The 23489-nt window shown below is 44.2% G+C and carries 21 protein-coding genes; 16 read left to right on the forward strand and 5 right to left on the reverse strand.

What is annotated here, in order from left to right:
* The first annotated feature begins 74 nt into the window (after positions 1-74).
* From cls to mscL, 3 genes are all read left to right on the forward strand, one after another.
* Entirely contained in the window at positions 75-1538 is a 1464-nt protein-coding gene (gene cls, locus KNQ04_RS03925) for a cardiolipin synthase (protein ID WP_251136878.1), read from the forward strand.
* 64 nt (positions 1539-1602) lie between these two features.
* The gene (locus KNQ04_RS03930) at positions 1603-2496 is read left to right on the forward strand and encodes a Cof-type HAD-IIB family hydrolase (RefSeq protein WP_353049706.1); all 894 of its coding nucleotides are present in this window, start codon (positions 1603-1605) and stop codon (positions 2494-2496) included.
* Between the two features lie 12 nt (positions 2497-2508).
* Positions 2509-2895 (forward strand): large-conductance mechanosensitive channel protein MscL, encoded by a 387-nt coding sequence (mscL, locus tag KNQ04_RS03935; RefSeq protein ID WP_214847465.1) that lies wholly within the window; start codon positions 2509-2511, stop codon positions 2893-2895.
* Positions 2896-2973: 78 nt separating this feature from the next.
* On the opposite strand, the gene KNQ04_RS03940 is transcribed toward mscL, so the two are convergent.
* Positions 2974-5136, reverse strand: a complete 2163-nt coding sequence (locus tag KNQ04_RS03940) for an ATP-dependent helicase (protein ID WP_214847467.1) — start codon at positions 5134-5136, stop codon at positions 2974-2976.
* Between the two features lie 265 nt (positions 5137-5401).
* Here KNQ04_RS03940 and KNQ04_RS03945 point away from each other — a divergent pair, with 265 nt between their 5' ends.
* A complete protein-coding gene (locus KNQ04_RS03945) occupies positions 5402-5899 on the forward strand; it encodes a GNAT family N-acetyltransferase (RefSeq protein ID WP_214847469.1) in 498 nt (165 codons plus the stop codon).
* 133 nt (positions 5900-6032) lie between these two features.
* Here the strand turns inward: KNQ04_RS03945 and KNQ04_RS03950 are convergent, their stop codons facing one another.
* The 3 genes from KNQ04_RS03950 to KNQ04_RS03960 form a co-directional block, all read right to left on the reverse strand.
* Positions 6033-7496 carry a glycoside hydrolase family 32 protein gene (locus KNQ04_RS03950; protein ID WP_214847471.1) on the reverse strand — a complete coding sequence of 488 codons (1464 nt, stop codon included), beginning with the start codon at positions 7494-7496 and terminating at the stop codon, positions 6033-6035.
* A 93-nt stretch (positions 7497-7589) separates the two neighbouring features.
* Positions 7590-9179 (reverse strand): sensor domain-containing diguanylate cyclase, encoded by a 1590-nt coding sequence (locus tag KNQ04_RS03955; RefSeq protein WP_214847473.1) that lies wholly within the window; start codon positions 9177-9179, stop codon positions 7590-7592.
* Between the two features lie 65 nt (positions 9180-9244).
* Positions 9245-9709, reverse strand: coding sequence for a GNAT family N-acetyltransferase (locus tag KNQ04_RS03960; RefSeq protein WP_214847475.1), 465 nt, complete (start codon positions 9707-9709; stop codon positions 9245-9247).
* A 156-nt stretch (positions 9710-9865) separates the two neighbouring features.
* Between KNQ04_RS03960 and KNQ04_RS03965 the strand changes: the two genes are divergently transcribed.
* Together KNQ04_RS03965 and KNQ04_RS03970 are read left to right on the forward strand one after the other, a co-directional pair.
* Entirely contained in the window at positions 9866-10783 is a 918-nt protein-coding gene (locus tag KNQ04_RS03965; protein WP_214847477.1) for an ABC transporter ATP-binding protein, read from the forward strand.
* Positions 10761-11504, forward strand: coding sequence for an ABC transporter permease (locus KNQ04_RS03970; RefSeq protein WP_214847479.1), 744 nt, complete (start codon positions 10761-10763; stop codon positions 11502-11504). The genes KNQ04_RS03965 and KNQ04_RS03970 overlap by 23 nt, the downstream gene beginning before the upstream one ends.
* A gap of 472 nt (positions 11505-11976) precedes the next feature.
* On the opposite strand, the gene KNQ04_RS03975 is transcribed toward KNQ04_RS03970, so the two are convergent.
* Positions 11977-12606: a DUF6198 family protein gene (locus KNQ04_RS03975; protein ID WP_214847481.1), complete on the reverse strand. Its 630-nt coding sequence runs from the start codon at positions 12604-12606 to the stop codon at positions 11977-11979.
* Between the two features lie 170 nt (positions 12607-12776).
* Here KNQ04_RS03975 and KNQ04_RS03980 point away from each other — a divergent pair, with 170 nt between their 5' ends.
* The 10 genes from KNQ04_RS03980 to KNQ04_RS04025 all read left to right on the forward strand — a co-directional run bounded on the left by KNQ04_RS03980 (position 12777) and on the right by KNQ04_RS04025 (position 23479).
* Positions 12777-13340, forward strand: a complete 564-nt coding sequence (locus tag KNQ04_RS03980; protein WP_214847483.1) for a glycerol-3-phosphate responsive antiterminator — start codon at positions 12777-12779, stop codon at positions 13338-13340.
* Positions 13341-13528: 188 nt separating this feature from the next.
* The gene (locus KNQ04_RS03985) at positions 13529-14353 is read left to right on the forward strand and encodes an MIP/aquaporin family protein (RefSeq protein WP_214847485.1); all 825 of its coding nucleotides are present in this window, start codon (positions 13529-13531) and stop codon (positions 14351-14353) included.
* Positions 14354-14381: 28 nt separating this feature from the next.
* Positions 14382-15872 carry a glycerol kinase GlpK gene (glpK, locus tag KNQ04_RS03990; protein WP_214847487.1) on the forward strand — a complete coding sequence of 497 codons (1491 nt, stop codon included), beginning with the start codon at positions 14382-14384 and terminating at the stop codon, positions 15870-15872.
* 137 nt (positions 15873-16009) lie between these two features.
* On the forward strand, positions 16010-17683 hold the full coding sequence (locus tag KNQ04_RS03995) for a glycerol-3-phosphate dehydrogenase/oxidase (protein WP_214847489.1): 1674 nt from the start codon (positions 16010-16012) through the stop codon (positions 17681-17683).
* Between the two features lie 536 nt (positions 17684-18219).
* Positions 18220-18903: a DsbA family oxidoreductase gene (locus KNQ04_RS04000; RefSeq protein WP_214847491.1), complete on the forward strand. Its 684-nt coding sequence runs from the start codon at positions 18220-18222 to the stop codon at positions 18901-18903.
* Between the two features lie 34 nt (positions 18904-18937).
* Positions 18938-19927 (forward strand): lipoate--protein ligase, encoded by a 990-nt coding sequence (gene lplA / locus KNQ04_RS04005; protein WP_214847493.1) that lies wholly within the window; start codon positions 18938-18940, stop codon positions 19925-19927.
* Between the two features lie 51 nt (positions 19928-19978).
* The gene (locus tag KNQ04_RS04010; RefSeq protein WP_214847495.1) at positions 19979-20866 is read left to right on the forward strand and encodes an SDR family oxidoreductase; all 888 of its coding nucleotides are present in this window, start codon (positions 19979-19981) and stop codon (positions 20864-20866) included.
* Between the two features lie 125 nt (positions 20867-20991).
* The gene (locus KNQ04_RS04015) at positions 20992-22536 is read left to right on the forward strand and encodes a fatty acid--CoA ligase family protein (protein WP_214848046.1); all 1545 of its coding nucleotides are present in this window, start codon (positions 20992-20994) and stop codon (positions 22534-22536) included.
* A gap of 255 nt (positions 22537-22791) precedes the next feature.
* Positions 22792-23226 (forward strand): methylglyoxal synthase, encoded by a 435-nt coding sequence (locus KNQ04_RS04020; RefSeq protein WP_214847496.1) that lies wholly within the window; start codon positions 22792-22794, stop codon positions 23224-23226.
* Between the two features lie 97 nt (positions 23227-23323).
* Positions 23324-23479, forward strand: coding sequence for a hypothetical protein (locus tag KNQ04_RS04025; protein ID WP_214847497.1), 156 nt, complete (start codon positions 23324-23326; stop codon positions 23477-23479).
* Positions 23480-23489: the final 10 nt, after the last annotated feature.

A 23489-nucleotide genomic window follows, 5' to 3' on the forward strand; every position in this document is an offset into this window, starting at 1 on the left:
GCGTTTTTTTGTGGAAAAGAAGGGAGACTAAAGAATGGCATGAAGGGAATAAGGAAGAAAAAGGGGGCGGTCGCTTGTTGGAGCTACTTAGTACATTCACTGTCGTGCTCGTATTCGGGCTATTCATTATGAATTTATTAGCCGTTTTGACAGTCATCTTTTTAGAACGTCGTGACATCGGGTCGACGTGGGCATGGGTGCTTGTCCTCTACTTCATCCCGTTAGTCGGCTTTTTGATTTATGTATTTTTTGGCCGTTTACTCAAGAAAAAAGAGTTTTATCACATTAAAGAAGAAGAACGGCTTGAACAAAGACGACGCGTTTCGTTACAGATAGCGGAGTTGAATCATTCAGGTGAGCTAAGACAGGAATATCCGATGGTCGAACGGTATAACCAATTGATTCAGATGAACCTCAACTCGAACGGGTCTTTACTTAGCCTGAAAAATAAAGTGACGATCCTTTCGGACGGTGAACAAAAATTTAACCGGATGATGACGGATATCATGAATGCGAAACATGAAATTAATATTCAATATTACATTATCCAAAAGGATTCTCTCGGCCTGGCCATGATTGAAGCATTAACCAACATGGCGCGTCAAGGTGTCAAAGTTCGTTTGCTGTATGATGCCGTAGGGTCGCGTGATTTGAAACGACGCGATTTTAAGGATTTGCTTCATCATGGGGGGGAAGTGTTTGCATTTTTTCCGCCGACGCTCGGCTTGATTAATTTCCGAATGAACAATCGGAATCACCGTAAGTCGTGTATCATCGATGGGCAAGTTGGTTATATCGGTGGTTTTAATGTCGGAACAGAGTACTTCGGGATTGATGAGAAATTCGGGTATTGGCGCGATACACATTTTCGGTTAGAAGGGGAAGTCGTTCATGATCAACTCGATCGGTTCATTCTTGACTGGAACGAAGCCAATGATATTTATACGGATAAAACACTGTTTTATTACGGTACCCATGAAATCAAAAAAACCTTACCGATGCAAATCGTAACTTCGGGACCGGACTCGGAGACGGAGCACTTAAAAAATCTATTGATTAAGATGATTACCTTGGCTAAGAAAACAGTCATGATCCAGTCACCGTACTTCATACCGGACACGAGTTACCTCGATGCCTGTAAGATGGCACTGTTATCCGGTGTTGATGTTCGAATCATGATTCCGAATAAACCGGATCATCCATTCGTTTATTGGGCGACGACGGCGGCTGCCGGAGAATTGATTGCGTATGGAGCAAAAATCTACACCTATGAGCCGGGATTTCTCCATGCGAAGACGATTGTCGTCGACGGAGAGATTGCATCAGTCGGAACGACGAACATCGATGCACGCAGTTTTCGGTTGAATTTTGAAATGAATTCGATTGTCTATGATATGGAAACTGCACGCGAGCTCGAACAACTGTTTTTAACAGACTGTGAAGCATCCGAGCTGCTGACTGCTGAAAAATATGCCGGACGATCGCGGATGATCAAGTTCAAGGAAAGTATCTCACGGTTGTTATCACCAATCTTGTAAAACAGGTTTGAGAAGGCAAGGAAAAAGAGAAATGGTATAGTGGGATTGAAAAAGATAAAGGAGAGTGGAGAGATTGGCAAAAGCAATCAAGTTATTGATTTCCGACATGGATGGTACAGTTTTATCGGGTAACCAAAAAATCGAACAAGAAACAATCGATGCGATTCATGCGGCAAAAGAACAAGGTGTTGATTTTGCGATTGCAACTGGACGTAATTACTTAAATGCAAAAGAATTGACGGATCAAGCAGGAATCGTCTGTCCAATCATTGCTTCAAACGGGGCACGTGTCATGACGGTTGATGGCGAACAATTAAGTGCGACGACCTTATCGTCGGATCAGGCGCAACAGATTTACAGTATCATCAGCCAATATGAAGTATTTTTCGAGATGTTTTGTGATCAAGGTCTCGTCACAGCACAAGGTGCAACGATTGATGCAGCGTATGATTCTCTAAAGGATATGAGCCGTGAGAGTGATCGGGCGAAAGATGTTCTCGACTTTTTCTATAAACGGTATTACGTCAACGAAGATGTCAAAATGATTGATGGGTTCCGTTCGTTCATTCGTAACCAGGCGGGACAGGTCTTTAAATTCATCTCGTTCTCTTTCGATCAAGACTTGATGAAAAAGATTTGGAAAGAAATTGAAGAGAAAGTGGAAGGAATTTATGTAACCTCTTCGGGTCACGATAACATTGAAGTCATGGCAATTGGTGCGGATAAAGGAACAGCTGTCAAAACGTTGGCGAAACATCTTGGCGTTTCGATTGATGAGGTTGCTGTGATTGGTGATAACTTAAACGACGTTCCGATGTTCAAGGTTGCTGGAGTGGCAATCGCGATGGGGAATGGACATGAAGATGCGAAAGCAATCGCCAAGCATGTCACGAAAACAAACGATGAACATGGTGTCGGTCATGCAATCAGTCAGCTTGCATCCGGTGCCTGGTCTTAACGGGAGGGTATTATGTTTAAAGCATTCAAAGAGTTTGCCTTTCGCGGAAATGTCGTTGATTTAGCGATCGGTGTCATCTTGGGGGCGGCGTTCAGTGGGATCGTCAAGTCGCTCGTCAACAGTATTTTTATGCCATTGATCGGTATCGTCATAGGTGGCATTAACGTAAAAGGATTATCTGTCACTGTCGGGAGCGTGGAATTGTTGTATGGACAATTCTTGCAAGCGACAATCGAATTCATCCTGATTGCCTTTGCGTTATTTTTATTCGTCAAAGCAATTAATCGATTTCGGAATCAGGAAGAAGTTCCGGAAGAAGTTCCAGAACCGACGACGGAAGAGAAATTGCTTACAGAAATTCGCGATGCCCTCGTCAGCCAAAAGGGGAATGGCATTTAACTAAATCGTCAACTAAAACAACCGCTTTTTCTGACTCCTATGTATATACAAAGGGACAGGAAAAGCGGTTTTTGTTCATTAAAGTATCGAAATCAGTTGATTTTCGGAACAGACTTGAAGGGAAAACTGTTTTTCAATCCCTTGATCAAACTGGACATCGAGGACGTCCCCTGTCAGGTGAAGCACCGTCCCTTGACCAAACGATTTATGGACGATTCGCATTTTTTCTTTAATGGGTAACAACGGGACATGAGGACGCATACTTGGACGGACCGATGTCCGTTGTTTTTTGCGTTCATCTTGATTTGGATTGAGAATCTTCCGGACATCGTTGACGAAAATCGATTCTTCCACGATTTTTGATTTGTAACGATACGAAATCAAATGCAATTCATGGCGTGCCCGTGTCATCCCGACGTAAAATAATCGGGCAGCTTCTTCCATTTCCTCGAGTTCTCCATCTTTAAACGATTTGATGTTATCCGATGACGGTAAGACACCATTGATTAAATCAATCATGAAGACACGATTGAATTCAAGACCTTTAGCACTATGGAAAGTCGAGAGTGTTACGGCATTTTGATGTTTGTTTGATTTTGCATCGCGCATCAATTGTTCCAAATGAAGTATGCGTTCCTTGAACGAGAGGGCAGTCGGTAAATCGCTTGCGACGTTTTCAATCGTATTTAACATCTCCAGTAAATAATCGATGCTGAATCCTAAGCTGTCACTCATCTTCCGTAAATTTTTCTCATACCCGAGTTCATTGCGAATCAATGTCAGGGCAGCAGCAGGACGTGCCGTTTTCATGGACAGAAAAACGGACTTCATCGTTTTCAGTTGTTTTTTTTGATAAAACTTCATCTCAACATGTTGCAGCAATAAATCAAAAGCATGGTCACCATTGCGTAATTCATACAGCCGTTGCAATTGGATTTTTGAGATATATCCGGCGAACTTCGTATGTATTTGTGCGAGTACATCGATGTCAGAAGGATCCTCAGCAAATGCAATGAAATTGAGGATGTCTTTTAGGACCCAGTGACTAAAGAATTTATGGTCGACATCTTTAATATAAAAGGGAATATTCGCTAGATCAAGTGCATTCATGATATTGATCGACGACGCATTGTTCCGGTAAAGAATTGCGGTTTCTTCAAAATTCGTCTCTTGCCGTAAGTGATGGATGACGTAACGTGTCTGGTCTTCATAAGCGGCAAGTTGTTCGATTGTGATGGGTCGGACTGACGGGTTTTCTGTGAACATTTTTTTCGGGTGTCGTACTTTGTTGCGTTGAATGAACTGGTTCGCCGTTTCGACGATTTCCTTGGACGAACGATAATTTTGTTCCATATATAAGACGGTTGCGTCCGGATACGTATCCTTGAAGTGAATGATTTTTGAGACATCCGCTCCACGCCAACTGTACAGTGTTTGATCATCATCCGCGACAACACAAAGATTGTTGTGCGGGAGAGCCAATTTTTCAACAAGTTGATGTTGTACGAGTGAAGTGTCTTGACTCTCATCCGTCAAGATATATTCGAATCGGCGTTGATAGCTTGCGAGTAACGAAGCATGATCGGCAAGTATCGTATTCGCATACGTTAGCATGTCATCAAAATCCATCAAAGGATGAGAAGGGTCACGTAATTTGAACTGTTCGTAAGCGAGATAAATCTCTGTAAAATTTTTAATCGTCGTTTTTAACGTTCGGATATCCTGTTCGACGAGTAGACGGTTTTTGACGAAAGAAATCATGCGGAGTAACTCATCCATTTGATCTTCCGTGATGACGCTTCGGTTTATTTCCTGGAAAATACGTCGTAGTACCATTCTTTTATGCATCGGTTGGTTCGCTGTTTTTTCTAAAGCCCCTTCGATAATTGTATATTGCAGCTGATTCATCGAGGCATAGTCCCGGACGACTTGAAAAGCGAAACTATGGATAGTAGAAAAAGAGGCGGTTTTTCCAATCAGATGATGGAACCAACCGTGAAACCGCTCAGCCATTTCGTGAGCGGCTGCCTTGCTGAATGTCAGCCCTAAAATCGCATGTGGGTTCACTTTTTTTTCTAAAATTAAATAAGCAATCTTAAAGTTCAGTGTAGTCGTTTTACCTGATCCAGGAGAAGCAAGCAATAAGAGTGGACCTTCGTCATGTTCAATTGCGGCGCGTTGAACAGGGTTTAATGTTGTACCAGTCTCAAGCTCCATTCGTTTAAAAAAATCCTCGGACATGTCTTTCTTCACCTCTAACATCTGTAAACTCGATTTTCTTTCCCTAGTTTAGCATTTTCCTCTTCATAATTGATTAAGTAAAGAAAAGAAGTGGAATATAGATAAAAAGACTAAATGAACAATTTGAGAGAGTGAAACATATTGGTGGATACGTAAATCCTTTTTTTGAATAGGAATAAAATTAAAAACAGTGTAAAATGGAAATTGATGTAAGTTGAGTGATGTGAGTTACTCGCTTCGAATTAGATGGAAGGCGGAAAAAAACATGTCTCAAATCAGATTATCCATGTACACGAACGAACATTATGAACAATGTGACGCATTCATCCTTCCGGAGGAACAAGTCCAGTTCACGACGTTTCCGACGCATGTCGTAACCGAAGCACTGGAGAATCCAGATAAATTTCCTGTCGTCATCAAAAAAGAGAACGACGTCGTGGGCTTTTTTATCCTCCATTTAAATCCACCAAAAACACATCGGACAGACGAGCAAAGTGTTTTACTACGCGCTTTTTCGATTGATGCGAGGCACCAAAAACAAGGGTATGCGAAAGAGGCGATGTTGCAACTTCCGGAATTCGTCCATCATCACTTCCCGAAAGTGACAGCCATTACATTAGCCGTCAACAAAAAAAATATCGCCGCCAAATCGTTATATTTCAAAACGGGTTACGTCGATACGCTCCAATCTGTTATGGGACCGATTGGAGAGCAGCATATACTTGCCTTTAATTTACAAAAAGAATCAGAGGTAGGACGGTGAAAAAATAGTTTTCAACTAGGATAATCTTCAACCTGTAAAAGAACTTGTCTGAATGCTAAAACACCATGACTGCGATTAGTCATGGTGTTTTTATGCTGTAGGAGAAAATGTCTTATTTCTATCTAAGTTGTTCTCACAAAGAATAAATTGAAATAGAAGCAGTTAAAGCACCACTTAACATGATGTCTTGACTCGTCGATTTAGGGAAGATACGGGCAGACGCTGTAGCTTCTCCATCATTCAAAAAGACTTCAATCGAGGAGCGGTCGACAAACAATCGAAGTTGATGAAGCGGTTGTGTTAACTGAACAGTCCGTGTCGTTCCGTAGTCTGTCGCAGGAACATCGACACCCGAACGACTACGATCAATCGTAAATCGTTGTGTCGCAGCGTCATAAGAAAGGGTTGTCGCTTCTTGGTTACTCGCTCGGATATTAAGAGTAAATTGATCTGTTTGGAGCGATACATTTGATAATTCCAATTCGAATATTTCTGCTTGAGCAAGTACGGTACTTTGAGTGAGTACTGTCTCTTGATCGTAGATCGTTTCTTTTCGGAGCTCCGTCAGTTCGCGCACCGGTTTTTGATGCAGGCGTCCGTCTTTAATCGTTAATTCACGTGGAAGTGTCAAGGCATGGGCCCAGTCGTACATGTCAGTTGGGTAAGAAATATCCGGTAATCCCATCCATCCGACTAAAATTCGTCGGCCATCTGCTGCAAGGGTTGTTTGTGGCGCATAAAAATCAAAGCCAAAATCAAGTTCTAAAAATGTTTCATGGTGATACGTCAGTTGCGGCAAAATTAATTTTTCGCCAATCAAGTAACCTGACTGGAAAATATTTTGGTAGGCATCGCCTTCCGGAATAATCCCCTGTGGGCTGAATAATAAAATACCATGTTCGTCTAATTCAAAATAATCCGGGCATTCCCACATATAACCGAAGTCGGGGTACTGTGTCGTCAATTCGCCAAGAAATGTCCATGTCTCGGCATCAACGGATTGATAAAAAACGGCACATCCCGTCAAGTTCTCACGTTGCGCTCCGATGATGCAGTACCAGATACCAGAAGCATCTTGAAAAACTTTCGGGTCACGGAAGTGTTCCGTGTAACCTGGGGGGACTGCCGGAATTGCCGGAGGTAAGTGTTTATCGATTCGACCATCTGACCGAAGATGACCTACGATTTGACTTGGGTGGCGGACCCAGTCTTTATCCCGTTTGTTTCCTGTGTACATAACATGGACAGTATCATCTTTGACGAAGCCACTACCTGAATAAGCACCGTGTGAGTCCGCATCATCATTCGGAATCAGGGCAGCACCCTCATCAAACCAGTGGACTAAATCTTTTGATGTCATGTGATACCAATATTTCAGTCCATGGACAGGACCGAGTGGGAACCATTGATAAAATAAATGATAGGTTCCGTCATGATAAATAAAACCATTCGGATCGTTCAGGAGACCAGTCGGAGGCTGGATGTGATAAGAAAAACGCCAAGGTGAGTTTCTGATTTCTTCCTTCATTGCTTGATAAACTTCCGGTGCGATATCTGAGAGGGGGCGATATCGTGCTTCGCGTGTCCACTGATTCATACTGACAGCTCCTTATTTCTTCAATTTCTAATCTCTACTATACGCTTCTATCCGTTCACATTACGGAGCGACGCTGGACTTGTCAATGCCTAGTCAACCATTAAAAGTTAGACGACCTTTCCCTTGTTTCTTAGAATCATACAGTGCGATGTCGGCACGGTGAATGACTTGCTCGACGGTTTCGTCAGGAAACCGAATTGCAATGCCGATACTTGCACCGATGTGAAGGGGGATCCGGTCGATGAGATAAGGACGTGAGAGAAGCGCGATCAGGTCTTCTCCATATTGTTCGAGTCTATCGAATGCTAAAACATCATTCAGGACGATTAAAAATTCATCACCACCGAGACGAGTAACGATGCTGTTTGGTCGTTTCAGTTGATGTAAGCGTGCTGCGACTTCCTTGAGGACCAAGTCACCCGTTTGATGTCCGAATTGATCATTGATTGCTTTGAAGCCATCTAAATCGAGGTAGAAATAGACTTCAGGAGCATCATCGGATGAAATCATTTGTAAGTAATCAGTCAACCCATTTCGATTAGGTAAGCCCGTTAATGGATCAATAAGCGCTAACGATTCATAAGTCGTTCGTTCTTGTTCCGTATGTGAGAGTTGAGAAATGAGTTGGCGTAATGCAACGGAAAGCACGGTGATTTCCCGGATTCCTGTGTGTGGCGGTATCGTAATGGAACGGTCGTGTTGCATTTGTTCGGCAGCAAACGTGATTTTTTGAAGCGGCTGTGTCATGAGTTTAGCGATAAACCAACCAATGATGGCAGTGACGAAAGAGGCGATTAACCCAGCGAAAAAAATATATTGCTTCAATAAGATGGCATCTTTGAAAGCAACCTCACTTGGTTGGCGAACGAGGATCGTCCAGCCGAGTCCATCATAATTTTTATAGCCTTGACTTTTCGTCGAACCGGTCAAATAAGTTTCGCCGTCAGGCCACTGGGCCACCTTGTAACCGTCTGCCATGTATTCGGGTGGAAGCTGTTTCCCGCGCCAATTGTCAGGACCAAGCAAAACGGTCCGTTGTTTTTCGCTGACGATGAAAAATTCTAAGCCATCGATTTGTTCTGTCGAACTTTTAAAGCTTTGCTCGATTTCTTTCGCCCAGGTAAAACTTAGGTGTGCGGCGAGGATACCTGTCAGTTGACCATCCGTAAACAGGGGCGTACTGATGTCGACGAATTGTAATGGTTCGTTACTCGGATTAGGAAGTAATTTTGAAAGGAGTAAGGCGTCATGGACATCTCCGATGAAAGGATGTTCTTTGGCCTGTTGAAAGACAGGACGGGATTGAATCGATTGACCTTCTAAAATTTGTTTGGTTGATGCGCGGACTGTCCCCTCCGCATCTAATAAACCAATCCAAGAGAAATCAGGAATTTGTTGTTGGAGTTGCTCTAAAGTCGTACGGGTCACGGTGACGTCGTCCGATTGCTTGATTGTCGGTAACGTTCCAAGCAAATTGACTTCAGCTGTCCGCGACCACATGTAATGGTCAAGTTTATCTGATAATTGATAGGCTGTTGCGGACAAGGTCGTTCCGACTTCTTCTTTCAGTCGTTCAGTCGTTTGGTGACTAATAAAATATGTGAGGCATAAGGTCGTGATAAAAAAAAGTAACGCGATGAGTGTAGCGAGTAATACATCAAAACGAATTGATAACTTTTGCATCGGTTAAGCTCCATTTCAATCATAAGTATCGAGTTATGTGTTTCAGTTATTTTACCATATCCAAGTCAGTCATCTTGCCGCTTGACGAAAACTTCGACAACTTGCTTTGTATTTGAAGTACTCATGCGTTCAAACGTAAAGCCGACACGTTCCCAAAAGAGGCGACCGATTGGATTGTTCGGGAGGACCGCTAATCGGATGACAGGTTCATTTTTTAAGCAATGCTGATGAAATTCTTGATAGATCGCTGTCCCGATGCCTTGGTGATGATACCGGGCTACAACGATGAATAAACCAATCCATGTCGAGTGATCGACCGGATGACGGGGTAAGTAATCGATGATGGCGATCGGTCCAGTTTCATCCCGATACATATAACTAATCGTCTCTGGGTTAAGAAATTCTTCCGTGAACGCTTGGCGCGTGAGTGGGAGCTTACGATTTTCTAAGCGGGCGTATGCTAAGTTTTCGTTAAAAATCGTTTGGACGTCATGAAAATCATCGGGTGAAATCTCTGAAAAACGCATCATGTTGTCAACCCTTTCTTCTGCATAACCAATCATTTGAGTTACTTCTATTATACAAATAGTAGGTGGATATTGATTACATAATTGTAAGAAAAGAAACTTTTCCTGAAACTTCCCGTACAATGTAAAGGTAGCGTCAAATATAAGGGGGCGAAAAAATTGTTGAAGATCGAAAACATCTCAAAACGACTAGGCAAAGACCAAATTTTAAAAAATGTCAGCTTCGAAGTGGCACCTGGAGAAGTCTTCGGCTTTTTAGGACCGAATGGTGCCGGGAAAACAACGACCATTCGAATCATTACAGGATTATTAGAACAAGACGAAGGAAAAGTTACGGTCAATGGGCACGATGTCGTCGAGGAACGTTCGAAAGCACTGACACAAATCGGGGCAATCGTCGAGAATCCGGCATTTTATCCATACATGACAGGAAAACAAAACCTCGTCCATGCGAAAAATCTGATTCCCGGATTGGGTGACGTGGACTATGAAGCGCTCGCACGGCTTGTTGGTCTCGAAGGCAAGTTATCCAAAAAAGTCGGTGAGTATTCGCTCGGCATGAAACAACGTTTAGGGATTGCGCGTGCGCTACTACATAATCCGCGTGTCCTTATTCTCGATGAACCGACGAATGGTCTTGATCCGGCCGGCATCGCAGAATTACGGGAGTATTTACGGGCGATGGCACGTGACCAGAACATTGCGATTTTGATTTCGAGTCATATGTTAGGTGAGATGGAACAGATTAGTGATCGGTACGCAATCATCGATCAAGGTGTCATCAAATCGGTTGAATCCGTCCGTAATGAGACGGGGGCTAAAATCTCGATTCGTGTCTCAAAAGCAGCGACAGCAGAAGTGATCGAAGTGCTCAGAAATGCGAATTATCCGGCAGAACAATGGAACGACCAAATTATGATTACCGCACCTGAAGAAGAATGTCCTGCAATTGCGCGTCTGATCGTACCGATGGCTGATTTGCATGAATTGACGATTAAACGGATGACGCTCGAAGAACAATTCTTAGAAATTACGAAAAAAGAGGGGGATTCACATGCTTTCGCTCATACAAAATGAATGGATGAAATGGTGGACGATGAAAAAGTCGAAAATCGTCTTAGCGATTTATGTCTTGATTGCAATCGGAATCGTCATTATTGCAAAGACGAATGACATTGATTTTACACGAAGTGAATTTTATGATCTGACGTCAATTATCTTAATCACGTTACTCGGTATTATCACGATTGTTTTCACTGCTGAAGCAATCGGAAATGAAGTCCGCTATGACACGATGAAACATTTATTGATGAGTCCGTATTCACGGATGACAATTTATTTCTCGAAATTAGTGTTTTCAATCTTGCTTATGTTAGGACAATTCCTGTTGATCGTCCTGATTTCATATGTGTTGTCGTTTACGTTCTCTGAAGCAGGAGATCCACTCGTCATGCGGGATACATGGTTGCTACTTGTCAGTCCAATCTTTACGATTTTCATGACGCTGTTCTTCTCACTGCTCTTCCGCTCAGTCGGAATGATCATCGGTTTTACGGTACTCGCACAGTTTTTCACGACGATTGCCGGAAGCGTTCTGCTTGCGTTTAAACCAGGACTTGCGAAATGGATCGTCTTCATGCATCTCGATTGGTCGATGTATTTCGATCAGAGTTTGGAGGCACAGCTTGTTAATCCAATGGATACGACGTTGACATTCTCTGTCATTTTTGTGCTGGCCCACATTCTTGTGTTGCTCGGCGGTTCAATCTTAATCTTCCAAAAGAAATCGTATACGTAAAACACAACCCGTCCCCACATTGTCGTGGGGACGGGTTGTCAGACTGTAGACAACGTGATATCGGGAGATCAAGCGTTTTTTTCGTTGCTTTCCTCGGGCGAGGCGCAAGCCGTTGCTCCTTGGTCCTAGCGGACAACGAGCAGGGTCTTGCCTGCCTCTGAAAGTGCGTTAAAAACGCACTTTTCCCCGCAGGAGTCAACGAAATGTGACGCTTTTTAGGGAATACCGTGAGGGAAATCCAGGCATGCAGACGGCTTAGAGCGCAATCCGTCTCGAATCGCTTTTAAAGCGAAAAGCAATCGATCGCGACCCTGCAGCTTTGCTGTAGGGGCGTGAGCGATTGCCGCTTTGAAGACGAGGCGAGACAGGTAAGCGAAAACGGACTACTTCTCGATATCGCGTGTTCATGCTTCATAAGCGTTTGTCTACACGCTCACAACCCGTCCTCACATTGTCGTGGGGACGGGTTGTTTTACGATTTCACTCGATTGGAGATCGGGAAAATCCGTTGGAAAAATTCGATTAATGGACCATTCAATAATAAGAACACAAAGGTTCCGACACCAATACCAATCAATTCGTGTTCAACAAGCGAGAGAATACTTGCGATGAGGAACGGAATCGCTAAACTGATGGTCGCACCGATTGTCGTACTTTTGAAACGACTGATTAACGATTTCATCAAATAATCAGGCGGCATCAAGACGAAGCCGATTTGGAGGTAAAGCGCGAGGCCTAACGAAATCATCGGCATCCCAATTATCATGTAGATGGAACGAACGATTAGCGTTGAAGGGACATAGAGCAGCTGATGGATCGCTAAGAAGAAATCAATCGCTGCCCCGAACAAGACGACGAGTGAAAAGCTTAAGATGATCGTCCACCAACTAAAACGACTTCCTAAAGCGAGGGCACTGCCGAGTGCGAAGATATGCAGGCAAACGATCGCTAATCCGACCGTTAAAGGTGAGATTCTCGCTAAAGCTTCGCTAGCGGAAGTCCAAGGTGCACTTCCGATTGCGGCGGTTACCATAAAACTGTTTCCTAAGGCATTGATGATGATGGAAAATAAGTAGATCGTAATTCGTTTTTGTTGACTCATGGTGGAACGTAGCAGGTGATGCTACGCTTCTCACCTCCTTTTCAGACGGTTTCACGTTAAGGTATACCCTAAATTCGTCAATTCTTTTCACATGAATTCAGGAAAGGGCATTGCGGAACTGTGAGTGAACACGACATACTGATATCAAACTACAGAAATGGGGAGAGCCGATGACATACTTTGGTCAGAAGATTTTACCGTCCGTCAGAAAGCTAGAGGACTTTGAGAAAATGTTGAAAAGTCCTTATGAATATGGAGTCCTGCTCGAAATGCACGTGTCGCGTCTGAAGTCTGTTTATGAGCTGGCAAACCGATATGATAAAAAAATGTTTTTACATATGGATTTAGTTCAAGGTCTTAAAAATGATGAATATGCGACGGAATATGTCTGCCAAGAATTAAAGCCATATGGGGTCATTTCGACGAAAGCGAGCGTCATCTTAAAGGCACGCCAAAAGAAAGTGAAGACGATGCAACGGATGTTCCTGCTCGATTCCAGTTCACTTGAAAAAAGTTATCAGTTGATGGAGCGGACTCAACCTGATTATATCGAAGTCCTACCCGGATTGATGCCGAAATACATTGAGGAAGTCAAACGAAAAACAGGGCGGCTCGTTTTTGCGGGTGGATTGATTGATACGGTTGATGAAGTAGAACAGGCGATTGCGGCGGGGGCGTCGAGTATTACGACGTCCAATAAAGATTTGTGGCGACATTTTGAACCAGAACGATGAAAGCGCTATGATAAAACGCACAGAAAGTGTTTGACAGCGTTTTCATCGATTGTTATAGTGACATTAAGTTAATACAAAGTGACGGAGAAATCGGAGATTCACGCTTTTATTCCCTTTGAGTAATTCTCAAAGGGAGGAAGTGTGATTCTCTTTTTTTTGTTGCTATTTTCATAAAGGGGGAAAAGGATATGTCAGCAGTACTAGCAGAATTTTTAGGAACAGCCTTGCTTGTTGCCTTAGGGAACGGGGTCGGGGCAGGTGTTTCCTTATCTAAATCATATGCCAAGGACGCGGGATGGATTGTCATCACCTTCGCATGGGGATTCGCAGTAGCGTTATCCGTCTATGCCGTCGGTCAGTTCAGTGGAGCCCACTTGAACCCTGCCGTCACACTCGGGTTAGCCTTTGATGGTTCATTTGCTTGGGCAGATGTACCAGGATACATCATCGCACAAGTATTAGGTGGAATCGTCGGTGCCAGTATCGTTTACCTTCATTACTTACCGCACTGGGCAGAAACAAAAGACCCAGCGGCAAAATTGGGTGTTTTCGCAACATCACCCGCTATTCCACATACGTTCGCAAACGTTGTCAGTGAATTGATTGCTACGTTCTTGCTCGTCGTCGGAATCTTATCGATTGGTGCAAATACGTTTTCAGATGGTTTGAATCCTTTGATCGTCGGCTTTTTGATTGTTAGTCTCGGTATGTCGTTCGGGGGAACGACAGGTTATGCGATGAATCCGGCACGAGATTTAGGGCCGCGGATTGCCCACTTCATTTTACCGATTGCAGGAAAAGGATCATCAAATTGGGGTTACGCTTGGATTCCAGTACTCGGTCCGGTGCTCGGTGGAAGCTTAGGTGGATTGTTTTATCGGTCTGTTTTCTCAGGCAAGGATACACCGGCATTCATTATCGTCGGACTTGTGACAATTGTCATTTTAGGTTTATGCTATAAATTCGGTATTCGTCCGAATAAAGAATCGTCAGTAGCGTCAAAGTCAGCTTAACTTACTAGATACAAAGGATGGGGAAGAGATGGAGAACTACATTTTATCATTAGACCAAGGAACAACGAGTACACGAGCGATTCTGTTTAACAAGGCAGGGGAAATCGTTCATTCCGCACAACGTGAATTCACGCAGTATTTTCCAAAACCAGGTTGGGTTGAGCATAATGCGAATGAAATCTGGGGGACCGTCCTTGCAGTTGTCGCAACCTGCTTAACAGAAGCTAACGTCAAAGCGACACAAATCGCCGGAATCGGGATCACGAACCAACGGGAAACAGCAGTCGTCTGGGAAAAAGAAACGGGAAAACCAATTCATAATGCTGTAGTCTGGCAATCGAGACAAACAGCAGAAATCTGCGAAGAATTACGTAAAGCCGGCCACAACGAATTGTTCCGTTCAAAAACTGGTCTATTAATTGACGCCTATTTCTCAGGTACGAAAGTCAAGTGGATTCTCGATCACGTCGAGGGGTCACGAGAACGTGCAGAACGGGGAGAACTCTTATTCGGAACGATTGACACGTGGTTGATTTGGAAGTTGTCAGGTGGAAAAGCACACGTGACAGATTATTCAAATGCCAGTCGGACATTGATGTATAACATCCACGAATTGAAGTGGGATGATGAGTTACTTGAGATTCTTGATGTGCCTAAAGCAATGCTACCTGAAGTCCGTCCGTCGTCTGAAGTGTACGCGAATACAGCAGGGTATCATTTCTTCGGTGAATCCGTTCCAATCGCGGGAGCAGCAGGGGACCAGCAAGCGGCATTATTTGGTCAAGCTTGTTTTGAAAAAGGAATGGCGAAAAACACATACGGTACAGGATGTTTCATGTTGTTGAATACAGGTGAAAAACCAGTCGTTTCGGATCACGGCTTATTGACGACGATTGCTTGGGGTGTTGATGGGAAAGTCGAATATGCACTCGAAGGAAGTATCTTTGTTGCCGGATCAGCGATTCAATGGTTACGGGATGGTTTACGTCTCATTAATGATGCGAAAGAAACGGAAGCTTACGCAAAACGTGTCACATCTTCAGACGGCGTCTACGTCGTTCCGGCGTTTGTCGGACTTGGGACACCTTACTGGGATAGTGATGTCCGTGGAGCAGTCTTCGGCCTGACTCGTGGAACGGAAAAAGAACATTTCATTCGGGCGACGCTCGAATCGCTTGCCTATCAGACACGTGATGTCTTGACAGCGATGGAGCAAGATTCAGGGATTGAGATGTCAGCACTTCGTGTTGATGGTGGTGCTGTTAAAAATGATTTCTTGATGCAGTTCCAAGGAGATATCATCAATGCACCAGTCGAACGTCCAGAAATCAATGAGACGACGGCACTTGGTGCTGCGTACCTTGCAGGACTCGCAGTCGGATTCTTTGAGAATAAAGAGCAAATCGCTGCACATTGGAAAATGGATCATCGTTTCGAACCAGAGATGGGCGAAACAGAAAGCGATGCATTATATGGTGGATGGAAAAAAGCTGTTCAAGCTACGATGTTGTTTAAATGATGTGACATATGTTATATTGGGTATAAGTTAATAAACCGGTCGGAGAATATGGAGAGACCACAACAGCAGTTGGCATAGTCAGCTTGTTCGTTGTGGTCTCTTTTTTTCTTTTTCGAACCTTACAGGAGGAACTATTCATGGCTAACCTATCCTTTTCAAGCAAAAACCGTACAGACGTCTACAATCGATTGACGCGGGAAGAACTAGATTTACTTGTCGTCGGTGGCGGAATTACTGGTGCAGGAATCGCACTTGATGCTGCGTCACGTGGCATGAAAATCGGACTCGTAGAAATGCAAGACTTCGCAGCAGGAACGTCAAGCCGTTCAACGAAACTCGTGCATGGTGGTTTACGTTACCTGAAACAGTTCGAAATCCAAATGGTCGCTGAAGTCGGGAAAGAACGAGCAATCGTATATGAGAACGGACCACACGTCACGACACCAGAATGGATGTTACTACCGATGCATAAAGGTGGTACATTCGGACCGTTCAGTACGTCAATCGGACTTCGTGTCTATGATTTCTTAGCGGGCGTCAAACGTTCAGAATGGCGTTCGATGTTATCTGCGAAAGAAACACTCGCAAAAGAACCATTAGTCAAACAAGATGGACTCAAAGGTGGCGGGTATTACGTTGAGTATCGGACAGATGACGCGCGATTGACAATTGAAGTCATGAAAGAAGCAGTCAGTCACGGAGCACGTGTCGTCAACTATACGAAAGCGGAAGAAATCATCTATGAAGCAGGTAAAGTCGTTGGCATGCGCGTGACAGATCTTTTAACAGGAGACGTCCATGAAATCCGTGCTAAAAAAGTTGTCAATGCAACAGGTCCATGGGTAGATGAGTTACGTGAAAAAGATGGTTCGAAAGTCGGGAAACAACTTCGCCTGACAAAAGGTGTCCACGTCGTCATCGATCAATCAAAATTCCCACTCAAACAAGCCGTTTACTTTGATACGCCAGATGGTCGGATGATCTTCGCGATTCCGCGTGATGGCAAAGCATACGTCGGGACAACGGACACATTCTTTGATAAAGATACGGCACACCCGAAATTTACGGTCGAAGACCAAGAGTATGTTTTAGATGCAATCCGCTATATGTTCCCAGAAGTAAAAGTCACAGCAGAAGACGTCGAGTCAAGCTGGGCTGGTGTTCGTCCGTTGATTTATGAAGAAGGTAAAGATCCTTCTGAAATTTCACGAAAAGATGAAGTGTGGCAGTCAGAGTCAGGACTCATCACAATCGCAGGTGGTAAATTGACAGGATACCGTAAAATGGCGGAACATGTTGTCAACCTGGTCGCAAAATTATTGAAAGAAGAAACAAACCGTGCTTACGCACGTTGTTCAACAAAAAACATGCCGATTTCTGGTGGACATGTCGACGGAGCGAAAGGTTATGAACGCTTCTTGAAATCACAAGCGCCAGCGAACGGACTCACTTCAGAAGAAGTTTTATTCCTTGCGAAACGTTATGGCTCAAATATCTCAGAAGTATTGACGTATGCGGCAGCTTACGATCATGCAGAAACAAAACTTCCACGGGACGTCTATGCTCAATTGCATTATGGTATCGAGCAAGAAATGGTTGCACGTCCAGTCGATTTCTTCATCCGTCGGACCGGAGCTGTCTTCTTCAACATCGACTGGGCTCGTCAGTATAAAGACGCAGTCATCGAAGAGATGAAACAACACTTGAACTGGACGGAAGAACAAACGAAACAGTATACAGAAGAATTAGAAATTGAAATTCATGATGCGTCACACGCACTCGTTACTGAAAAAGCTTCTGCTGCTAACTGAATGAAATAAGTGAAAAGCCCCCGACGTGTCGTCGGGGGCTTTTCACACTGTAGACAAAGTGCCATCGGGAGATCAAGCGTCTTTTTTCGTTACTTTCCTCGGGCGAGGCGCAAGCCGTTGCTCCTTGATCCTAACGGACAACGAGCAGGGTCTTGCCTGCCTCTGAAAGTGCGTTAAAAACGCACTTTTCCCCGTAGGAGTCAACGAAACGTGACGCTTTTTAGGTAATACCGTGACGGGAAGCCGGGCATGCAGACGGTTTAAAGCGCAATCCGTCTCGAATCGCTTTTTAAGCGAAAAGCAATCGGTCGCGGCGCGGAAGATTGCCGCTTTGAAGACGAGGCGAGACAGGGAAGCGCGACTGGATTATCTCTCGTTATCGCATGTTCACGCTTCATAAGCATTTATCGACATGCTGTGCCCCCGACGATACGTCGGGGGCATTTTTCCATGACTTGAAATCAGATTTATTGCAAGCGGTGCCGGTGAGGATTATGCTTAGTCCATACTGAAAAATCAAAGGGAGTTGGACTGAAATGAAAGTAGAAGTATGGTCAGATTACGCGTGTCCGTTTTGTTATATCGGGAAAAAACGTCTGGAAAAAGCAATTGAAGCGAATGGAATGAAAAATGTCGAAGTCGAATTTAAAAGTTTTGAACTTGATCCGAATGCACCGACTGAACCGACGAAAGGATTATATGAAATTCTTGCTTCGAAATACGGTACGACAGTCGAGGAAGCACGTAATATGTCACAAGGCATTGTCGAATCGGCGAAAGCAGACGGATTAATGTACGAAATGGATCGTGTCGTTCCGGCAAATACATTTGAAGCTCATCGCTTAACTCAACTTGCGAAAAAACATGGTAAAATGGATGAGATATCGGAAGCACTCTTTCAGTCGTATTTCATGAAAGGTGAAAACTTGAATGATTCATCCGTCTTGACGCGCGTTGCACAGGAAGTCGGTCTCGACTCAGATATGGTCCAGGCATTCCTCGCGTCAGATACTTCAACAACTGAAGTCCGCGAGGAAGAAGATATGGCACGCGAACTTGGTGTGACAGGAGTCCCGTTCTTCGTATTTGACCGAAAATATGCGATTTCAGGGGCGCAACCTGTTGAAGCGTTCACGCAAGTGATGGACCGGATTCAAGCAGAGCAAAAGATTGAAGTCGTAGCAGATGGTGATGCTTGCGGAGTCGATGGTTGTAACTAAAATCTTAGGCTAACAAAAGGAGAACGTACCCTACATGAAACTTATCTTTCATCCTGAAATTCGAGATGCGCGGATTAACCTTGCCGTTGAAGAATTTATCCTGAATAACTTGAACGTCAATGAAGAAGACTATTTTTTATTTTATATCAATGGTCCTTCCATCATTGTCGGAAAAAATCAAAATACGAATGAAGAAGTCAACCTCAAGTACGTCGAGGATCATGGCATTCACGTCGTCCGTCGCCTATCTGGCGGTGGAGCTGTCTACCATGACGAAGGAAACCTGAACTTCAGTTTCTTGACGAAAGATGATGGCGATTCGTTTAATAACTACAAAAAATTCACGGAACCTGTCGTGCAAGCCCTCCACAAGCTAGGGGTAGAGGCGGAATTATCTGGGCGAAACGACATTCATGTCGGAACGCGTAAGATTAGCGGGAATGCCCAGTTTACGACGCGTGGACGCATGTTTAGCCACGGGACTTTGATGCTTGATTCGAATATTGAAGAAGTCGTCAATGCGCTAGTCGTCAGCGAAGAAAAAATGCGGTCAAAAGGAATCAAATCAGTTCGTAGTCGTGTCGCAAACATTTCTGAATTCTTGACGGAGCCGTTGACGATGGATCAATTCGTTGATCATCTGCTCGCTTCGATTTATGAAGGAAAAGAAATCGAGCGCTATACGTTGACGGAAGAGGACTGGGAAAAAGTGAACGCCATTTCAGCAGAACGTTACGGCAATTGGGACTGGAACTTCGGCAAGTCTCCGAAGTTTGATGTCATCCATAAAAAACGTTTTCCAATCGGAACGATTGATTTCCGCTTGAACGTCACGAAGGGAATCATTCAAGAAGCGAAAATCTATGGAGATTTCTTTGGTGTCGCAGATGCCTCGGAAATTGCCCAAGCATTAGAAGGAAAACGATACGACCGTGCGTCACTGCGCGAAGTCTTAAGCCAGTATGAATTAAAAAAATATTTTGGTGCTGTCGACCTCGATGAAGTACTCGACGTTTTAGCATAAGCTTTTTTGGGAAAACTCTCTCTATCAACTTGCATAGGGGGAGCTTTTTTTATGGGCTACAATAAAGATAACTTTTTAGAAGGTACGTTAGAGGATTTCATTCATTTTGAACAGGTCTCAGAGGGGTTACCAAAAACTGAGGATAATCAACCGCTCCCTTACTATGAACGTGACGATTATCGTGCGGCCGGGAAATTAAAAGGCAAGGTCGCAATCATCACTGGTGGTAATTCCGGAATCGGACGTGCCGTATCACTTGCTTACACGCTAGAGGGTGCTAAAATCGTTATCGCGTTCCATGGAGACTTAGAAGGTGCTGAAGAAACGAAAGCACGTGTCGAAGAGCTTGGTGGAGAAGTGCTCCTTTCTAAAGGCGACATTGGAGACGCAACGTATTGTGAAGAACTTGTTCAAAAAACAATCGACAAATTCGGTCGCCTCGATATCGTCGTCAATAACGCGAGTATGCAAAAACCGAAGGACTCGCTTCTTGATATTGAAGATGAGTCGATGGAGAAGACCTTTAAAACGAATATTTTTGGCATGATGCGCCTCGCACGGGCTGCTTTACCACACCTCAAGCAAGGGTCTGCCATCATCAATACAACATCATCAACAGCGTATGAAGGAAATGCGCTCTTAATCGATTATTCCTCGACGAAAGGGGCAATCGTCAGCTTCACGCGAAGCCTCTCGATGAACCTTGCGAAACAAGGAATTCGTGTCAATGCCGTCGCTCCTGGTCCGATTTGGACGCCGTTGATTACGGAGACTTTCCCTGATGAATCGGTGAAAACATTCGGTAAGAATACACCGATGGATCGTCCAGGACAACCGGCTGAAATGGCATCGGCGTATGTATTCTTAGCATGTAACGACTCAAGTTATATGACAGGACAAGTGCTTCATCTCAATGGTGGGGTTATTGTCAACGGTTAACGATAAAGAACGTGAAAACGTTTCCAAAAAATGATATACTATCCATACTAACGCTATAGTTATGTATGGATTTTTTTTACGCAAAAAATGAATGGTTGTTCATTTGAAGGGGGAAGTTGATGATGATGGGATTGATTCATTCTGTAGAGGAGACCGCCCGGAGAAATCCGGAGGCAACCGCCTACGTCTTCGAAGACACGAAAGTCAGTTATCACGAGTTTGTTGAGAAGTTCCACCGGGCGGCAGGAGCACTAGAAGCGAATGGGATTCGTAAAGGTGACCATGTTGCATTGATTCTTGGAAATAGTCCAGCGTTTTTAGTCGGATACTACGCGATTATGAAACAAGGAGCAATTGCGATTCCAATCAATCCGACCTACACACCGGATGAAATCGGTTATATTTTAATGAATGGGGATGTCAAAGGGATTCTTGGGATTGCGCCGCTCGTCGAAGCAGCAAAAGAACGGTTAGTCCATCTGCCGAATTTATCTGTTGTCGTATCGGTTCCGTTTAACGGGGAAACAGGACCAAACGAAAAAATCGGATTGGTTGAATTTACGACGTTAGAAGATTGGCTTTCCATCGAACATCCGGTCGAAGACGTGACGAATGAACTCGATGATACAGCAGTCATTCTCTATACGAGCGGAACAACGGGGAAGCCGAAAGGCGCCATGCTCTCGCACCGTAACTTGACCTCTAACGCACAATCAATCGGGGAATACTTAAACGTAACAGAACAAGATCGTACACTTGCCGTTTTACCGATGTTCCACGTCTTTTGCTTGACGGTCGTCGTCAATGCTACATTAGTCCGCGGTGCTTCAATTGTCATCGCGCCACGTTTTTCGCCACAAGAAACATTTGAACTGGCGAAAAGAGAGCAAGTTACGATTTTTGCCGGCGTGCCGACGATGTACAACTTCCTCCTTCAAACGGTTCAGGCACATCCGCACTTTGCCGATTACTTTGCGACGAGCCGGCTATTCGTTTCAGGTGGATCGAGTTTACCGGTTCCTTTACTCGAATCCTTTGAAAAAACGTTTAACTGTCACATATTAGAAGGATACGGCTTATCAGAAGCCTCACCGGTCACGTGTTTTAACCCGTTGAACGGGATTCAAAAGCCGGGATCAATCGGTCCATCCATCATTGATGTCGAAAATAAAGTCGTCGATGAACTCGGACAAGAATTACCAGACGGTCAAGTCGGGGAATTGATTGTTCGTGGACCGAATGTCATGACGGGCTATTATAAGATGCCGGAAGAGACACAAGCGACGCTGCGCGGTGGCTGGTTATATACGGGAGATCTCGCCAAAAGAGACGAAGACGGTTATTTTTATATCGTCGACCGGAAAAAGGATATGATTATCGTTGGTGGTTACAATGTCTATCCACGTGAAGTCGAAGAAGTACTCTACAAACATCCGGGAGTCGTTGAGGCAGCCGTCATCGGTGTACCTGACGAAGCGATGGGAGAAGCCGTCAAGGCATTCGTCGTCTTAAAAGACAGCGTCACAGAAGCAGACCTTCTTGATTTCTGTGCGATTTCGCTCGCAAAATACAAGTGCCCGACGCGTCTTGAATTCATTGATCAATTGCCGCGCAACACGACGGGTAAAATTTTACGGACCGTGTTAAAAAAACAACCATCAACTTCATGACATCTTTCTTAGAGGCTAGGAGACAACAAGCTGATTTTGAAGGTGATGTTGAACTACCTCCACCTACGCTTAGAGGTGGGAGTATTCTCGCCTGATTTTGATAAACAAGAAGGGATTGCGACCTGAGAAGGTGTGCCATCCCTTTTTCTGTATGTAGAGACTGCATTTTTGAATGATGAACTAGACGGTTTAAAGAATAGACAGGTTTTTGAAGAGGCATTTGAGTGCATATACAATAAAGAGGGGGACGATAACATGAATATTGCCTTGATTGCCCATGATGAGAAAAAAGACGAAATGATGATGTTTGCACAGGCCTATAAAGACTATTTAATTAAGAATCGATTGTATGCGACAGGGACGACGGGGAAACGAATCATTGAAGCGACAGGACTTGACGTCCATCGCTGCAAATCGGGACCGCTCGGTGGTGACCAAGAGATTGGGGCGATGGTCGCACGCGGTGAAATTGATATCGTCATCTTTTTACGTGACCCATTGACGGCACAACCTCATGAACCGGACGTCTCAGCGTTGATTCGCTTATGTGATGTGTACGACCTACCGTTAGCGACGAATGTCGGGACGGCTGAAATTTTGATTAATGGATTGGAACAAGGTGATTTCAAGTGGCGCGAAATCATTCAAAAACGACGTGAATCTGAGCAAGAAAAATTTTCAGGTAAATAATTTTTTGAGAACGCTTCTCATTTTCGATTCATCGTGTTATAGTCGTATTGAGGATGATACTGATTATCAATTGCGATAGAAAAGGGTGGCGAAAACAATGGAAATCATTTTAATGACAGGTGTCACGCTCTTACTTGGTGGAGGAACAACTTTCTTGACCCATATTGTGAAAACAGAACGTCGTCATATGGCGACGGATGTTAAAACGAATGTAGAGCGTGCGACCTATCCATCGTTGCGCCTCGTCAAATAAATAGCTGTAC

The organism is Exiguobacterium sp. s193 (assembly GCF_018618755.1).
Taxonomy (GTDB): domain Bacteria; phylum Bacillota; class Bacilli; order Exiguobacteriales; family Exiguobacteriaceae; genus Exiguobacterium_A.

What these genes read in the sequence shown, in the direction of transcription:
- KNQ04_RS03985 (WP_214847485.1), top strand. Translation starts at nt 13,529, where the DNA reads ATGTCAGCAGTACTAGCAGAATTTTTAGGAACAGCCTTGCTTGTTGCC.
- KNQ04_RS03940 (WP_214847467.1), bottom strand. Translation starts at nt 5,136, where the DNA reads ATGTCCGAGGATTTTTTTAAACGAATGGAGCTTGAGACTGGTACAACA.
- KNQ04_RS04015 (WP_214848046.1), top strand. Translation starts at nt 20,992, where the DNA reads ATGGGATTGATTCATTCTGTAGAGGAGACCGCCCGGAGAAATCCGGAG.
- KNQ04_RS03995 (WP_214847489.1), top strand. Translation starts at nt 16,010, where the DNA reads ATGGCTAACCTATCCTTTTCAAGCAAAAACCGTACAGACGTCTACAAT.
- KNQ04_RS03945 (WP_214847469.1), top strand. Translation starts at nt 5,402, where the DNA reads ATGTCTCAAATCAGATTATCCATGTACACGAACGAACATTATGAACAA.
- glpK (WP_214847487.1), top strand. Translation starts at nt 14,382, where the DNA reads ATGGAGAACTACATTTTATCATTAGACCAAGGAACAACGAGTACACGA.
- lplA (WP_214847493.1), top strand. Translation starts at nt 18,938, where the DNA reads ATGAAACTTATCTTTCATCCTGAAATTCGAGATGCGCGGATTAACCTT.
- KNQ04_RS03950 (WP_214847471.1), bottom strand. Translation starts at nt 7,496, where the DNA reads ATGAATCAGTGGACACGCGAAGCACGATATCGCCCCCTCTCAGATATC.
- KNQ04_RS03960 (WP_214847475.1), bottom strand. Translation starts at nt 9,709, where the DNA reads ATGATGCGTTTTTCAGAGATTTCACCCGATGATTTTCATGACGTCCAA.
- KNQ04_RS03955 (WP_214847473.1), bottom strand. Translation starts at nt 9,179, where the DNA reads ATGCAAAAGTTATCAATTCGTTTTGATGTATTACTCGCTACACTCATC.
- KNQ04_RS04010 (WP_214847495.1), top strand. Translation starts at nt 19,979, where the DNA reads ATGGGCTACAATAAAGATAACTTTTTAGAAGGTACGTTAGAGGATTTC.
- KNQ04_RS04000 (WP_214847491.1), top strand. Translation starts at nt 18,220, where the DNA reads ATGAAAGTAGAAGTATGGTCAGATTACGCGTGTCCGTTTTGTTATATC.
- KNQ04_RS03975 (WP_214847481.1), bottom strand. Translation starts at nt 12,606, where the DNA reads ATGAGTCAACAAAAACGAATTACGATCTACTTATTTTCCATCATCATC.
- mscL (WP_214847465.1), top strand. Translation starts at nt 2,509, where the DNA reads ATGTTTAAAGCATTCAAAGAGTTTGCCTTTCGCGGAAATGTCGTTGAT.
- KNQ04_RS03980 (WP_214847483.1), top strand. Translation starts at nt 12,777, where the DNA reads ATGACATACTTTGGTCAGAAGATTTTACCGTCCGTCAGAAAGCTAGAG.
- KNQ04_RS04025 (WP_214847497.1), top strand. Translation starts at nt 23,324, where the DNA reads ATGGAAATCATTTTAATGACAGGTGTCACGCTCTTACTTGGTGGAGGA.
- KNQ04_RS03970 (WP_214847479.1), top strand. Translation starts at nt 10,761, where the DNA reads ATGCTTTCGCTCATACAAAATGAATGGATGAAATGGTGGACGATGAAA.
- KNQ04_RS04020 (WP_214847496.1), top strand. Translation starts at nt 22,792, where the DNA reads ATGAATATTGCCTTGATTGCCCATGATGAGAAAAAAGACGAAATGATG.